The 15,814-nt window shown below is 53.4% G+C and carries 13 protein-coding genes; 4 read left to right on the top strand and 9 right to left on the bottom strand.

Annotated elements, in window-relative coordinates; genetic code table 11:
- Positions 1-44: 44 nt before the first annotated feature.
- The 8 genes from NST26_RS03830 to NST26_RS03795 all read right to left on the bottom strand — a co-directional run bounded on the left by NST26_RS03830 (position 45) and on the right by NST26_RS03795 (position 8,303).
- Entirely contained in the window at positions 45-983 is a 939-nt protein-coding gene (locus tag NST26_RS03830; RefSeq protein ID WP_339253735.1) for an alpha/beta hydrolase, read from the bottom strand.
- A 123-nt stretch (positions 984-1,106) separates the two neighbouring features.
- Positions 1,107-2,474, bottom strand: coding sequence for a sensor histidine kinase (locus NST26_RS03825; protein ID WP_340978586.1), 1,368 nt, complete (start codon positions 2,472-2,474; stop codon positions 1,107-1,109).
- Positions 2,471-3,145: a response regulator transcription factor gene (locus tag NST26_RS03820; protein WP_036731256.1), complete on the bottom strand. Its 675-nt coding sequence runs from the start codon at positions 3,143-3,145 to the stop codon at positions 2,471-2,473. The genes NST26_RS03825 and NST26_RS03820 overlap by 4 nt, the downstream gene beginning before the upstream one ends.
- A gap of 118 nt (positions 3,146-3,263) precedes the next feature.
- A complete protein-coding gene (locus NST26_RS03815; RefSeq protein WP_339253732.1) occupies positions 3,264-4,139 on the bottom strand; it encodes a radical SAM/SPASM domain-containing protein in 876 nt (291 codons plus the stop codon).
- Positions 4,140-4,188: 49 nt separating this feature from the next.
- Positions 4,189-5,175, bottom strand: a complete 987-nt coding sequence (locus tag NST26_RS03810; RefSeq protein WP_340978583.1) for a Gfo/Idh/MocA family protein — start codon at positions 5,173-5,175, stop codon at positions 4,189-4,191.
- 679 nt (positions 5,176-5,854) lie between these two features.
- Positions 5,855-7,243: a threonine synthase gene (gene thrC / locus NST26_RS03805; RefSeq protein WP_340955940.1), complete on the bottom strand. Its 1,389-nt coding sequence runs from the start codon at positions 7,241-7,243 to the stop codon at positions 5,855-5,857.
- 99 nt (positions 7,244-7,342) lie between these two features.
- Positions 7,343-7,837 carry a CYTH domain-containing protein gene (locus NST26_RS03800; RefSeq protein WP_209877087.1) on the bottom strand — a complete coding sequence of 165 codons (495 nt, stop codon included), beginning with the start codon at positions 7,835-7,837 and terminating at the stop codon, positions 7,343-7,345.
- Positions 7,838-7,958: 121 nt separating this feature from the next.
- On the bottom strand, positions 7,959-8,303 hold the full coding sequence (locus NST26_RS03795) for a winged helix-turn-helix transcriptional regulator (RefSeq protein WP_340955945.1): 345 nt from the start codon (positions 8,301-8,303) through the stop codon (positions 7,959-7,961).
- A 120-nt stretch (positions 8,304-8,423) separates the two neighbouring features.
- On the opposite strand from NST26_RS03795, the gene NST26_RS03790 reads away from it, so the two are divergent.
- Complete coding sequence (locus tag NST26_RS03790) at positions 8,424-9,341, top strand: DsbA family protein (protein WP_340955948.1); 918 nt, start codon at positions 8,424-8,426, stop codon at positions 9,339-9,341.
- Positions 9,342-9,778: 437 nt separating this feature from the next.
- Here the strand turns inward: NST26_RS03790 and NST26_RS03785 are convergent, their stop codons facing one another.
- Positions 9,779-12,403, bottom strand: coding sequence for a beta-mannosidase (locus NST26_RS03785; protein ID WP_340955949.1), 2,625 nt, complete (start codon positions 12,401-12,403; stop codon positions 9,779-9,781).
- Positions 12,404-12,598: 195 nt separating this feature from the next.
- On the opposite strand from NST26_RS03785, the gene NST26_RS03780 reads away from it, so the two are divergent.
- The 3 genes from NST26_RS03780 to NST26_RS03770 all read left to right on the top strand — a co-directional run bounded on the left by NST26_RS03780 (position 12,599) and on the right by NST26_RS03770 (position 15,806).
- Entirely contained in the window at positions 12,599-13,951 is a 1,353-nt protein-coding gene (locus NST26_RS03780) for an ABC transporter substrate-binding protein (protein ID WP_340955950.1), read from the top strand.
- A 125-nt stretch (positions 13,952-14,076) separates the two neighbouring features.
- Positions 14,077-14,970 (top strand): carbohydrate ABC transporter permease, encoded by an 894-nt coding sequence (locus NST26_RS03775; RefSeq protein ID WP_340955951.1) that lies wholly within the window; start codon positions 14,077-14,079, stop codon positions 14,968-14,970.
- Positions 14,971-14,972: 2 nt separating this feature from the next.
- Positions 14,973-15,806 carry a carbohydrate ABC transporter permease gene (locus tag NST26_RS03770; RefSeq protein ID WP_339253713.1) on the top strand — a complete coding sequence of 278 codons (834 nt, stop codon included), beginning with the start codon at positions 14,973-14,975 and terminating at the stop codon, positions 15,804-15,806.
- The last annotated feature ends 8 nt before the right edge of the window (positions 15,807-15,814 follow it).

Below are 15,814 nucleotides of genomic sequence, written 5' to 3'. Positions count from 1 at the left end.
CTTGTTCAATTGTATCAGATAGTTGGCCGGGAATCAGATTCCTCTCATTTCACACCTGCCATGAATTCTCTGTAATCCTTGGCAATCTCTTTGGACAGCGTATGATGCAGATAATGTCCGCCATTGAGCGGCACCAGCTTACCGTACACGGAATCCTTCACCTGTTCCTCATGCAGCTGCATCCAGCCCTCAACATCGGTATTATTTGACTGTACGAAGAGCAGCAGCGGAAGCTCTTTGGGGAAGGTCAGCGCCTGGGCTGCTGTGAAATTCTCCTTGAAATACTTACTCTCATTCACGACAGTGTCATTGTTTGAGTTCTTGGTGGCGATCATCTTCATCTGCTGCTTGGTATGCTCGTCGAACGAAAGCCCGGCATACGGGTCGCCGCCTATCTTTTGGAACAATCTCACAATGCCGGATTTGTCGAGGAACTTAAGCGTTCCCACCGGTATTTCATCGTCCAAGCCCCCTTGGTTCGGCACACTGCTGTCGATTCCCACAAAGGCCGTCACTTCATCCTTATACTTGTTCACATAATCCAGCCCGTAGATTCCGGCGATGGAATGCCCCATGAGGGTGTAACGCTTGATTCCAAGCTGCTGCAATGCTTCATGAATCTCACTGACGATATTGTCCGAGGTCCGTTCCTTATCGGTCCGGTCACTTAAGCCATAGCCGAACGGCTCCACCACGACTACTTTGTAGTTAGGAGACAGCTCGTCTACCAGCGGTTTGAAATCAAGCGCCGGTGCCCCGGTGCCATACCCCGTCAGCAGCACCACGGTCTCCTCACCCGATCCCTGGATGAGTACATTCATCTTCTTGCCATCGACTGGCACAAGCTGCCCGTACTGATCAATCTTCTTCAGCTCCGCTTTGCTGCTGATGATATTGACCACAAATACTACGGCAAAAAACAATACGATCACAATCAACAATGCCGCTATAGACTTAAGCAGGATTCTGAGTCCTTTTTTCATTATACAATCACCTGTCCTTATGAATCGGATGTACTGCCTTGATGAAGTGCTAAGGATAGTATATATAATGAAAATGTACTCTCCGTGACGGTAATATGAACGGAGGATGAACGGTGTAATAATCTAATCTGCCGGTGTATTCAGCGGCAGCGTTACAATGAAGCTTGTGCCTGCGCCTAGCTCACTCTCGACCCGGATGTCGCCTTGATGAAGCAGGACGATCTGCTTCACGATGGCCAGCCCCATCCCGCTGCCGTTATACTTGCGGCTATGAGAGCGGTCCGCCTTGAAGAAGCGTTCGAAGATCCGCTTCTGGTCCTCGGGAGCGATCCCGATGCCGGTGTCGGATACACGAACCGTTACACTTTTATTATCTTGCTTCGTATGGACACTGATTACTCCCCCATCCCCGGAGAACTTAATGCTGTTGCCCAGCAGGTTCGTCCATACCTGGCTCAACAGGTCATAATCCGCCGTGAGCGTGGCAGCCGTCAGCTGAAGATCGAAGTTGATGCGCCGGGCCGACCATTGCGGCTGAAGAGCAACAATCACGCGCCGGATCTGTTCATCCAGGCTGAAGGTGGTGAACCGGAGCTGCTGGGACTGCGATTCAAGCAGACTCAGCTTCAGCAGGCTGTCGCTCATCTTGGACATCCGTTCGGCTTCCCCGATGATGATATCGATATAGCGGCCCCGTTCGCTCTCAGGAATATTCATCTGCTTCAGCGCCAGGGCATAGCCGGAGATGGAGGTCAGCGGCGACTGCACCTCATGAGATACATTCGACACGAAGTCACGGCGCATCTGCTCCAGCTGCTGCAGATCATGCGTCATCTCCTCGAAGCTGCGCGCGAGGGCGCCCAGCTCTCCCTTTTGCTTGATATTCAGCTTCACGTTGAAGTCCCCGGCTGCGATCTTGCGCGTCGCGTTGGTCAGCTTCTTAATCGGCCGGACCACGAACATGGCCGCCACCAAGATCACGAGACTCCCGGAGACCAGCGAATACACCACGAAATTCACCAGCCATTTCAGCACAAAAGCGGAGGAGGGGGGACCGACCGGCTCTACGAACAATGCTTTTTTTCCCGTATCCGTAGTTAATTGCATCCCTAGCAGGCTGATGGAGATGCCTGACGGATTGACCTGCACAATTCCGCCTGCCAGCACCTGCTGCACCTGCGCTTCAGTCACGGTCTCCAGCTTCATTCCTTCTGGACCGCCATAAGACTGAACCCCGCCGTTCGCATCGTAAATCCGCACATGATAGGTCTCAAGCTGCTTCATGCCGCTTACGAACTTGTCAGCTTCCGTCAGCGGAAAGGCATCATAGATCTGTACGACATCTTGTGCGAAGCGCAGCAATTGAAACTGCAGGTTCTCGTTCAATTCATCTTTGTATATCCAGATTGCCAGATTGAAGGAGATCACTGTCCCCCCAATTACGGAGATCAGATAAGTCAGGACCACACGGGTATATAAGGACTTGATCATTCAGTAACCTCAATCCGGTATCCCAGCCCGCGAACCGTCTCGATCCGAAAATCCGGCGAAGCCGCAAACCGTTCACGCAGGCGCTTGATATGTACATCTATCGTCCGGTCATCCCCCGAGTAATCAATGCCCCAGATCTGGTCGATCAGCTGCTCGCGGGTATAGACCTGCCCCGGTGTTCCGGCCAGCTTATACAGCAGCTCGAACTCTTTAAGCGGCAGGGACAGCGCTTCTGTCCCGTTCATCACCTTGTAGGTCTGCCGGTCCAGCGTTACCTCTCCGATACGGATCGTATGCGACTTGCCGATTCCCGAGCGCTTCAGCAAGGCTCTGACCCGGACCGTCAGCTCCAGCGGATCAAAGGGCTTAGTCAGATAATCATCGGTTCCCAGCTCGAATCCCTTCACCTTCTCCCAGGTCTCCCCCTTCGCCGTCAGCATTAACAGCGGCAGCTCCGGGTCTGCTCTGCGAAGCTCCTTGCATAGCGCCCAGCCGTCCATCACCGGCATCATAATATCCAGGATGACCAGATCCACATGCGTTCTGGCATAGACCGCCAGCGCCTCTTGCCCGTCTGCCGCTTCAGCGGTATCGAATCCGTCATTGCGCAGAAATAGGCAGACAAGCTCGCGGATATTCGCATCGTCGTCTGCAACAAGTATAGTAGGCATCTATTCCCTCTTTTCGTATGATCCGGCCTTATAAATATTTCTGTCTTCCCATTAGCATCACCCTGCTGCTTTGCCGGTATGCACCGACACCATCCCCCACTCCGGCTCCGCGCTCCGGCTAGGTGCCGAACCGCTGCCGGTAGCCGCATTTACGGCACAGCTCCTCAACAGCTTCCCGGCGCGAGAAGCCATAGAACAGATTATTCGCCCGTTCGCCCTCGACAATCTCGGAGAACGGCTGCTCATGAATATTGCCGAGGTTGATCACCCCTTCGCCATCCAGACAGCACGGCACAACGGTGCCGTCTACCAGGACCGCCGCCTGGCTGCGCAGCGCATGGCAGAAGCCCTTGCCGTCATCCTCCGGCTCATGCAGCGCCGGCCATCTGAACTCGTGGTCCTGGTTCAGGTACACACGCGGGGCGATCTTCACGCCGCTGCCGGGGACGACCTTCTCCTCGATCCTGTAGCCCAGTCCAAAAGCCTCCTCCAGCAGGGCCAGCGTCTCACGGTTGCGCTCCTTCTCCAGATTCGTCCGGTTGTCCTCCGTCAGATTCCAGAGCCGGAACGAGACAATGACACCTTGGGCGGAGATCTCCCGGACGAACTGGATGATCTCTGTAAGATAACCTTCACGGTTCTCCGAGCCTGCATGGCCGTCGAAGCTGTGCAGCGAGAAGTTCATCTGCCGCAGTGCCGGCTTGCCGAGCAGCTTCGGCCCCGCTTTACGGATCAGCGTGCCGTTGGTCGTAATATTGACCTTGAAGTCCTTGGCATGCGCGGCATCCAGCAGCTCGCCCAGCTTCGGATGCAGCAGCGGCTCGCCTTTGACATGCAGATAGATATGATTGCTATGCGGTTTGATCTCATCAAGAATGGTGTTGAACGTCTCCAGCTTCATGAAATTCTTCTGCCGCTCCGTGGGCGGACAGAAGCTGCAGGCCAGGTTGCAGACGCTTGTGATCTCGATGTATACCTTTTTGAACGTCTTCAAGTTCCGCTCCCCATTTCAATATATAATGCAGGCCAGGCTGCCCGTTACGCTAGAGATCCGAAGCATACCGCAGGCCAATCTGGGCTCTCGCCTCTTCCATCAGCTCTGCCACCGCCAGGGAATTGGCGTGGCTGTTGGTCGCGCTCTCCCGCTGCCCGCTCTTCAGCAGATGAATGAACTCCTCAATCTCATAGTACATCGCCTCATACACCTGCGGGAGCGTAAGCTCCTCGACGGTTCCGTCGCGGTAGTGGATTTTGACCTGATAGGGCTGGTTAATCTTGTCGATCACCATCGTTCCGTTCTCGCCCTGAATCTCAGCAGGCAGATAGGAATCGGCAATCTTGGAATGCATGACCACCGCGTCCATGTCCGGGTAACGCATGACCATACTGCCTTCCCCGTCCACACCTGAAGCGAGCATCAGCCCAACGGCCTTGACCGAATCCGGCTTGCCGAACAACGCCACCATCGGATATAAGCAATAGATCCCCAGATCCATCAGAGAGCCGTTGGAATATTCAGGATTGAACGCGTTCAGCACCGTCCCCTGGCGGTAAGCATCATACCTCGAAGAGTATTGACAATAACCCGCGAAGTAGCGCCGGACTTGACCCAGCTTATATAAGTTATCCCGGACCACGCCAAAATTCGGCATGAACGTGGATTTCATCGCTTCCATGAACAGCACATCATTGCTGCGCGCTGCTTCAATCATCGCCTTCAGCTCCCGGCTGTTGGAGGCCGCCGGCTTCTCACAGATCACATGCTTGCCATGGTTCAGACAGATCAATGAATGCTCCGCATGCATCGAATTGGGGCTGGCGATATAGACCGCGTCCACCTCTGCGCTTGATACCATCGCCTCCAGATCCGTATAGATCGAAGCCCCGGCATACTTGGCGGCAAAAGCCTGTCCCTTCTCCTCTGTGCGGGAATACACGGCCGTGAGCAGAAACTCCTCATTCTCAAGTCCCGCCTGCACAAAGCGGTCTGTAATCCAGTTAGTCCCTACAACCCCGAAACGAATAGTCATGAATGATCCCGTCCTTTTTTAAATATATAAGCTATAACTGCTATTTTCTCATTCCATGATAGGTATGTCCACTTATATACCGTAATTTCCGACAAATTCCGCTAGATTTCGATTGTGAAAAAAAGCACCTGAGAATAGGCACAGGATTCACCTTCATTCGTCCAACACCGCCCATCGGAGCATGGGGCGGTTCGCCAGTTGGGCAAGTAGACTATGGCTCTGCGCAGTGCGAACATTCGGGGATAGTTGCAGTTTGTACATTTAAAAACAGCAAACAGGAAGAATTTCCTCTTCTAACTGTAGTTTGTACAACTAAATCTGCCCTAATGAGCGAGAACCCCGTTATAGCCGTATTTTAATTGCACCAAATACAATTAAACGGATATTCGGCGGCACTTCAGGCAATTTAGATGTACATACTGCAATTAAGCATACTTCTTGCACCTTAAACGGGGCATACCCAACCCTCAATAAGCAATTAGTTAAGTTGATTCCCACAATTTTACATACGCTACTAGCGCACAGCGTACACACTATCCAGTGTCTCACAATACGAGCTACAGCAAACAGCGCGCCCACTATCCAGTGTCCCACATTTCGAGCGACAGCAAACAGCCTCCGCTTATCCCGGCGGGGGCTGTCTTCATCCTGCGCGGGCCCCACTGGACACGCACCTATTTTACCCGTAAAAAGCTACAAGCTGGCGCACGATCTCCGCCTTATCATGATCGACCACGACCTGATGCTGCGGCTGCTCGAACAGGGCCGAGATCTGAGCCGGGAACTCCTGCTTGATGCCGGTCAAGGCAATCGCTTCATCGAACTTGGCCGGATGCGCTGTAGCGTAAGCAATGCTTACCTCATCCGGGGCACTGAACTTCTCGTACGCCGCTACACCACACGCCGTATGCGGGTCGAGCAGATAGCCGGATTCCTGCTGGTACTTGCTGATGATCTCCAGACACTGTGCGTTCTTCACACCCAGCGCCGAGAAGTCCGCCTGTACCCGGGCCAGCAGTTCGCCCTCCACCTTAATTGCGCCCTCACTCTGCAAGGCTGCCATGTAACCGGACAGCTTCTCTGCATCCTCATCCAGCAGATAATACAAATAGCGTTCGAAGTTGCTCGCCACCTGAATATCCATTGACGGGCTGTAGGTGCCCGTGAAGCTGCCCGGCTTGTATTCACCGGTAACCACGAACCGTTCGAGGATGTTGTTCTCATTGGTGGCGATGATCAGCTTGTGGATCGGCAGACCCATTCGCTGCGCCAGGTAGCCTGAGAAAATATTACCGAAGTTACCCGAAGGCACACTGATGTTGACCTTCTTCTGATCGCTTCCCGGAAGCTGCAGGTACGCATGGAAATAATAGACCGTCTGCGCCAGAATGCGCACGAAGTTAATCGAGTTAATCGCCCGCAGGTGATACCGTCCCTTGAAGTCGAGATCGGCGAACAGCTCCTTGATAATCTTCTGGCAATCGTCGAAGTTGCCCTCTACGGACAGGTTCAGCACATTGCTGTCATCCACGGTGGTCATCTGCAGCTCCTGCACCTTGCTGACCTTCCCGTGCGGATGAAGAATACAGATCTTGATCCCTTCCTTGCCGCGTACGCCCTGAATGGCCGCAGCACCGGTATCGCCGGAAGTGGCCCCGAGAATATGGATAATCTCGCCCCGCACCTTGGCAATGTAGGAATACAGCTCGCCCATGAACTGCAGCGCCACATCCTTGAAGGCAAACGTCGGCCCATGGAACAGCTCCAGCACGTACAGGGAATCGCTCACTTTGTGCAGCGGCGTTACTTCCGGAGCGCGGAAGCTACCATAGCTGGTGTAGACCATCGAGCGCAGATCCTCATAAGGAATTTCGTCATTCGTATAGTAGGAGAAAATCTCAAGGAAAAGCTCCTGAAAGCTCAGGCTTCTCCATTCTTCCAGCTTCTCGGGGGAGATCACCGGAATCTCAGCCGGCACCATCAACCCGCCGTCATCCGCCAGCCCCATCAGAACCGTATCAATAAAGCCTCTGGCCGCTACCTTGCCTCTTGTGCTTATATACTCCATACCCGTCTCATCCTCCTGAACCCCTCTTTATTTACTGTACATAGTACCACGTTTACGCGTTAAAGTCCGCTGATTCTATAAGATTAAGGCTCACTGGGGCTATTTGCCCTGAAGCTCTTTCCAGACGGTTTTGTTGCTGTACTTCTTCTCTGTGCTGACATCCAGGCCGAACCATTCCGGGGCTGCGAAGCGCTCCGCCTCCTCCAGCGAATCGAACTCAACCTCAAGCACGGTAAGCTCCAGCTGGGTATAGAGATCAATCTCCACCGTTGTACCGTTCCATACGCCTGTAATGCGGGTTTTGACCAGCGGGATCGCCTTCACAGCCTCAATCATCTGGTTATACAAGCCTGCGGAAATGAAATATTCAATCTCCTGGCGGCTGATGCCCTTGCCATCCTTGAACGTATGCGTGTACGTAACCTCACCCGTGTCCAGATCCGTGATCTTCCGCACCCGCAGCTCCTGCCCGTCCTCAATCGCAAGATACGTCTGGTCAATACTGTGACGGGTCAGCACCTTAAGCTGTCCTTCTTCAATCAGCCGCTCCGGGTATTCCGGCAGCAGGAATTTGCGTTCAATCTCCATAGCCATGCTGTTTCTCTCCTCTGTGTGCGAGCTTTATGCGAGCGTTAATGTTACATATTATTTATCATCATAGGGGCGGGTCATACGCAAGTCAACCGGAGGGAACGGATTCACCGGGAAAAAAATCCTATACCTTCTGTCCCCCTAAGGCATGAATGTTATTCGCTCCCCAAGCCACGATCTCTTCAATTAACGGAACCAATTCCTGCCCGGAGGGAGTAAGGGAATACTCGACGCGCGGAGGAACCTCATGATATTGCTCACGGTGGATAATCCCGTAGTCGATAAGATCCTTGAGGCAGTTCGTTAGCGTTGTTCCGGTGATGCCGTTCAGTCTTCTTTTTAGTTCGTTATACCGGATCGGCTCCTCTTCGCTCAGTAAAGCGAGGATAGGCAAATTCCATTTTCCGCCGATGACATGAAAAGCAAAGGTGGCGGGGCACATTTGCGTTAAGTCAACCTCATATTTCATAGGGGATTCCTCCATTAGTATATTTTATATACCAGGTATTAAAAACAATAGTACTTGTTAATCTGATGCCAGATATTATAATCATACTACAAGTAGAAACGGAGGAGGTAACCCCTTATTATGAATACAAATCCTATGATCTGTGATCTGAAGACAGGTGTATGCGGGGTAAGCGACGAGGAGCATACACAAATTATAGATTTCAATCCGCAGCAGCAGCCCAAAGTTACTCTCTATTATGCGACTGATCCGATCTGTTCACACTGCTGGGCCATCGAGCCTACCTTGAACCGGTTTATCCAGCAGTATGGCAAGTACTTTGATCTGCAGCCTCTGATGGGCGGATTATTAGCCGGTTGGAATGGCTTCGCTGACAAGGCAAATGGAATACAGCAGCCAGCCGATGTAGCGGGTCACTGGAAGGAAGTCGGAGCGCATTACCGCATGCCCATTGACGGCACCCTATGGCTGAACAATCCGGTCATGTCCTCTTATCCGCCCTCCAGAGTATTCAAGGTGATCCAGCAGAGACATCCGGGGAAGGAACTGGCCTACTTGCGGAGCGCCAGAGAAGCCGTCTTCGTCTTCAACCGGAATATCGGAGAAGAAGAGGTCCTCGCGGATATTGTGAATAGTCTGGGATTACCCGGCGATGAGATCGTTCAGGCCGCAGGACAGGAAGCTGCACAGGAGCTGCTGGAGGAAGATTTCCAGAAGGTGGCCCAGCTCGGCGTACGCGGCTTCCCGACCCTTGTCATGGTCAATGAAGAGAACCAAGGCATCAAGCTTGTCGGGTCCCGTACGCTGCAAAACTACGTGGACGCACTACAGCAGCTTATCCCTGAGCCTCTTGCTCCTGCTGATGTCCCGGCTATGCCTGAGCTGCTTGCGGAAGGACATCTTCTCTTCTCCAGAGAAATTGAAGCCATGTACGATATCAAGCCAGAGGATGTGGCGGCCTTCACCGCCGCTGCGCTTCCTGAGCATGCATATCGCACCGGGCAGATCCTGGGTGAGATGTTCATCGAACCGGCCTGAAGGCGGCCGTATCCAACAAAGAGCGGTCCTCCGATGACGGGGGACCGCTCTTTGTTGGATTATACTGAATCATGATGCCTTTATACTGAATTTTGATGCTCATGCGGACTGAGAATCCGCTATTCCGCATAAATAGCCGTTTTGGCCCTGTCATCCGGACTCAGAGGCCCCTATTCGTGCGATTTCGCCTTGAAACGGCCAGCCCGGAAGACAATAAAGTCTTCTGAGTCCGCAAGAACAGAAATCAGGTTAGTTTATGAGCAAATAAGGTCATGTCAGTCCGCAAGCCGGCTGTGGGTCAGGGGAGCCACGACTCCAGAGGTGAATTCACGCTACGGCGGGATCCCCGCTGCGGCAGAATCACAGTTGCGGCGGAATCACAGTTGCAGGCAAGTCCACGGTTACGGAAGTATCCTCATCTGCGTGAGAGTTCGTGATTAGATATAATCCGCCATCGAGCGGACTACGAGTCCTGTCGGCGCGGCAGGGGTGAAGTCTGCCCCTCCGCCGCTGCTCCCGCTCCGAATCGAGAACTCCACCGTCTTCGGCTCGCCCGGCAGCAGATCGAAGTAATTATCCGAGAAGATACCCTCTTCTTCCACCGTCAGGTGCACGCCCCGCGCCAGCACATCGCTGCTCAGCGTGAAGCTCTGCCCGCTGCTTCCCGGTACCTCTGTCACCGTGATGACCGGCTTGCTCAGCGGAATATCCTTCGCCCGGGCGAAGTAATGCTCCTTGCGCTCCAGCACTTTCCGTGTCTCAGACTTCAATACCTGCCTTGTCTCCGGCTCCAGCACTTGCCTTGTCTCTAGCCCCTGCTCCACCGCCTGCCCACTCTCCAGGAGCGAAGCCACCAGCAGCACACTGGCCGGTTCACGGCCCTCTAACACTTCGGCCAGCGGCAGTGTGAAGAGCACAGCCGATGAATCCGCAGCAAGGGTTACCGGCTGTGACCATTCGCGCAGCAATAGGCCGCTGATATCATGCAGCCGCAGAACCAGCTCTGCGTCCAATGCCTCCCGCCGGTCAGATACCCCATAGACCTTGACGCTCTCCCCATCCGTGCTGTCTACAGACAGCAGCACCTCTTGGAAGCTGCGGCGCACCGTATATTGCAGCGCCTTCCAGCGCCCGTAATAATCCATGCCCGCCCAGGAAGCTACCGGCCAGCAGTCATTCATCTGCCAGTACAGCGTGCCCATGCAATAAGGCTTGTTACGGCGGTGACTCTCCATAGCCATGCGGATCGCCTCGGCCTGAAGCACCTGGCTCATGTAGAGGAAGCCCCGGAAATCCTTCGGCTGCGGCAGATACATATCCATATACTCCTTAATCAGCTGATTGCCCGCTCCATTCTTCTGATGGGCCAGCATGACCTTTGATTCCAGCGCCAGCTCCGCTTCCTCTGCATAGCTCAGCACCGACTTCAGCTCCGGGAAGGACTGGAAGCCGTACTCGCTCATGAAGCGGCCTACCTTGAGATTATAGTTCTCGAACGGCTCCTTGGCGTGCCAGACGCCCCAGTAGTGGATATCTCCGTCACCCATAATCCGCGTGGCATGCTGATCCTGACCACCTGTGAGTTCGCGCAGCGGCGAGGACGGCCAGTAATCCATACCCGGATGGTTCGCGGCCACAGCTTCCGGCAGAATCCGGTGGAAGATTTCCTCATAGGCAGTCCATAAGCTCTGGCGAATCTCAGCATTCAGCTTCTCCTTCCAGCCCCAGCCCATGTACTCCTCATACTGCGACCAGGCCGAGTCAATCTCATTGTTCCCGCACCAGAGCGCGATACAAGGGTGGTTACGCAATCTGCGGACATTATATACCGCTTCTGCGCGGACATTATTCAGGAACGCCTCATCGCCCGGATACATGCTGCAGGCGAACATGAAGTCCTGCCAGACCAGCAGCCCGTATTCATCACACAGCCGGTAGAACACTTCTTCTTCATAGAAGCCGCCGCCCCACACCCGCAGCATATTCATATTGGATTCCACGGCCGTGGCAATCTCATGGCGGTAACGTTCTTCCGTAACCTCCGTGATGAAGCTGTCATTCGGAATATGATTGGCACCCTTGGCGAAGACCGGCACCCCGTTCAGCTCAAAATGGAACGACGCCCCCTGCGCATCCGGCTTACGCACCAGCTTAATGTCCCGAAGCCCCGTCGTTACCTCCGATACTGCTACAGCCTCCGCTCCTTGCAGCAGCTCTGCACGGAAAAGGTACAGCTCCGGCTTGCCCAGGCCGTTGCACCACCACAGGCGCGGGCGGTCAATCACCAGCTCAAGCTCTAGCGTCTGCTTGCCCGGAACAAGCGTAACCGCCTTCATCCATTCCTGCCCTTCGGCACTTAACCGCAGCATCCCGCTCCACGTTTCCGGTGCGTCCGCTTCAATCACTGCTGTGAGCCGGGCCTCCTGCTCATTCACCGCATGCTGGCGAATGTACAAATCCTCAATCGCCGCAACGTTACGGCCTGTCAGCACAGCTTCCCGCCAGATCCCGCTGGTCAGGAATCGTGGACCCCAGTCCCAGCCGTAGTGATATGGCGCTTTGCGGGCAAATACGCTGATCCGCTGCTCTTGAAGACCACCTAACTCAGACTGGTCATTCGGCGCAGGCAGATTGTAGCCCAGTGCCGCCAGCTTTGGCAGATCCTCGGTCACCACCGAGCGGAAGACGATGCGGATCTCATTCCCACCCGCCCGCAGCAGCCCCTTCACATTCACGGTCCAGGACAGGAACATATTATCTGCGGACAAGGCGTGAACGCCGTTCACATACACATCAGCATACGTATCCAGCCCGGCGAACACCAGCTCCGTAACCGCCAGCGTCTGCCATGCCTCTTCTAATACAAATCCGGTTCTGTATTCCCAGTCCTTTTTATCAATCCATTGCAGCTCATGTTCATTCGTTCCATAGAAGGGCTGATCGATAACGCCATTGCGCAGCAGATCCGTATGCACCGTTCCCGGCACAACAGCCGTAAGCCATTCTTCATCTCCGCAGGCTCTGAATTCCCAGTGGTTCAAGTTCTTTTGCTGTTGATTCATAAATCCTCCTAAAAGTTTTGTTTTAGCTGCCATCATTGTATTTTGTTATCTTATTGTTAGCAATAACTTAATTATAATCGGAGAAACAGAACAAATAAAGACAATAAATAATAATTGAATACATTTCTACATCAATAAATTAGCGCTATAATATTGATGTAAACGCTAACATTTTAACGAAAAGGGGACAAAACAATGAGGAATAAGTTATTATCGTTATTTTTCGTTATTATCATGATTTTCTCTTTATCCCTGACCGGCTGCGGCTCCAACAATAAAGGCAATGCCGCAAAAGCCACAGATGAACCGGCAGCAGCCACCGCCGCTCCGGAGAGCACCGGCGGAGATGCAGCGGCTGCAACCGCGGAGCCGGCAGCCCCGGGCGGAGCCGACATCAGCGGCAAGATCATCTTCCTGACCAACAGAACCGACATGATCGGCAAAGAGTATGACGAATATGTGAAACGCTTTAATGAGAAATATCCCAATATCAAAGTAGAATTTGAAGCCTCCCAGACGGACTACAACCAGCAAGCCAAGGTCCGCATGGCCAGCGGCGAGCTGCCTGACGTCATGTTCGTTCCCAATATTCCCAACTCCGACCTGCCGAAATATTTCGCCCCGCTGGATGATCTGGGACTGAACGACCAGCTCACCTTCAAAGACTTCAAGGCCTTTGAAGGCCAGCTCTACGGAATCACTACCGGGAACTCCACCTCCGGTATTGTATACAACAAGAAGGCATTCTCCGATGCCGGAATTACAGAGGTTCCGAAGACCTGGGATGAATTCCTGGCTGCCTGCGAGAAGCTCAAAGCCAAAGGCGTGGTACCGCTCGCCTCCAACTTCAAGGACAAATGGCCGCTTAACGACTGGGTATACGCAGTCCCCCGCGTTATTGCCGGCAACCCTGACTTTCCTAACCAGAAGCTGACAGAGGATGCACCGTTCACCATGGACAACGGATACGGCAAATCGCTCAGCCTGCTCAGAGAGCTGAATGAGAAGGGCTATCTGGAGAAAGACATCAACTCCACCAACTGGGAGCAATCGAAGAAGGATATCGCCTCCGGCAAGTTCGCTATGTACTTCCTGGGCAACTGGGTCATCAATCAGGTGATCGGCGCCGGAACCACCTCCGACAACGTAGGCTTCTTCCCGCTTCCCTATGACAACTCAGGTACATTGACGGCTCCGCTCAGTCCTGACTTCTTTTATGCCGTAGCCAAGAACAGCAAGAATGTCGATGCCGCCAAAGCGTTCGTCAAATGGATGATTGAAGATTCCGGGTATGAGGATTTCGCCGGCTTCATCTCTCCGCTTAAGGGCAGGGAATCCAAGCTGACCCAGCTTAAGGAATTCCAGTCCACCGGCGTAGTACTGCAGGAAGGCACGGTAGACAACGCCCAGGTTACAGAAATCACCAACAAGGCGCAGCTTGACCTGCCGGCTATGGCCCAGGAATTCGTCCTGGCCAAGGACCCGCAGACGGTCTTCGACAAATGGAACAAAGCCTGGGCCAAGGCCAAGAAAGACCTCGGCTACTAAAACAATTCACCCTGCTTCCACAGGCAGCCGGACGTACCCTCTGACGTACAAATGGATTATCGCCTTCCCGGATAATCCATTTTGTCGTCAATCCCGCCGAGCTCACATGAAAGAAGGTCAACCTATTGTTCGGAACCCTATCCTACAACAAGCAGAAGACGATTATCATTGTCTCCTTCCTGCTGATTCCGCTGATCCTCCTTGGCACTTTCACATATTATCCGGCGCTCAAGCTGATCTATTACAGCTTCACGAACTGGGACGGCTACAGCCCCGAGAAGCCTTGGGTCGGCCTCGCCAATTACCGTGAGGTATTCAGTACACCCGATATTTTCAAAGTATTCACCCATAACTTCGCTTATTTCGTCATGGGTATTCTGCAGAATCTCGCAGCGATCTATTTCGCGGTGGTACTGAACAGCAGGCTGCGGGGCCGAAATGCTTTTCGCATCCTGCTCTTCCTGCCTTACATTATGAACGGTGTGGCCGTCGCCTTCATGTTCGGATATGTGTTCGACACGACTAACGGCTCGCTGAACTTATTCCTGAACAGCATCGGCCTGAGCGGCCTGGGACAGACCAGCTGGCTCGGCACCGAAGGACTGGTGAACTATTCCCTCGCCTCCACCGGCTTCTGGCGGTTCATGGGCTACAATATGGTCATCTACATCGCCTCGCTGCAAGCCATCCCGCGCGATATCTACGAAGCGGCCAAGATTGACGGAGCCGACTCTCTGCAGACGCTCTGGAGAATTACCCTGCCGAATATGAAAGCCGTCATTCAGCTCAATCTGTTCCTGACCGTTACTGGTGCGCTTGAAGTGTTCGATCTGCCGTTCGTGCTGACCAAAGGCGGCCCTGCAGGCGCCAGCCAGACCTATGTACAGCGTGTGGTCGATACGGCATTTGCCTTCAATAACTACGGCCTGGCTTCGGCAATGAGCATCATCCTGCTCTTCTTCGTAGTCATTGTGCTGCTAGTCCAACAACTTGTTCTCAGCCGGGGAGGAGATAAATAGCCATGGAACCCTTCAGATTCCGTCCTAAAGACCTGTTCAAATACTTCACACTGCTGATCGGGGTATTCGTGGTATTGTTCCCGCCCTATGTCGTCATCGTCAACGCCTTCAAATCCACGGACGAGTTCAACAGCAGCAGCTCCATGGCTCTGCCGCACAGCTTCCTTAACTTTGACAACTTCATTGCTGTGTTCCAGCGCGGCGGCCTGCTCAGCGGCTTCGGCAATGTGCTCATTATCATTATAATTACATTGACCCTGAACATTCTGTTTGGCACAATGGTGGCATATGTACTCGGCCGGTTCTCCTTCAAGCTGAAGCCAGTCGTGTTCGGCGCTTATCTGATCGCCACCATCATACCGAGCATCACTACCCAGGTCGCCACCTTCGGCATCATCAAAAACATGGGTCTCTACAACACACTCGGCGCTCCCATTGTGCTCTATATCGGGGCCGATGTGATTCAAATTATTCTCTATCTGCAGTTCATCCGCAATATTCCGTTTGATCTCGACGAGAATGCCATGGTCGAAGGCGCTTCCCTGTTCAAAATCTACCGTTCGATCATCTTCCCGCTGCTCACACCGGCTACAGCTACGCTGGTTATCCTGAAAACAATCAGCATTTATAATGACATGTACATCCCATACCTCTATATGCCCAAGCAAAGTCTGGGTGTCGTTACGACGATCCTCATGCGTTTTCAGGGGGTGAATTCCGGCGAGTGGAATCTGATCTGTGCGGCGATTCTGCTGATTCTGCTGCCCACAGTCATTCTCTACTTCTTCCTGCAGCGTTATATCTTTGAAGGTGTAACGAGCGGCGCGGTAAAGTAGGGCTGTAC

Source organism: Paenibacillus sp. FSL R7-0128 (assembly GCF_038002245.1).
GTDB classification, from domain to species: domain Bacteria; phylum Bacillota; class Bacilli; order Paenibacillales; family Paenibacillaceae; genus Paenibacillus_AQ; species Paenibacillus_AQ silagei.
Note: the sequence above shows the minus strand (reverse complement) of the source record. Positions and strands in the feature narration are given on the sequence as shown.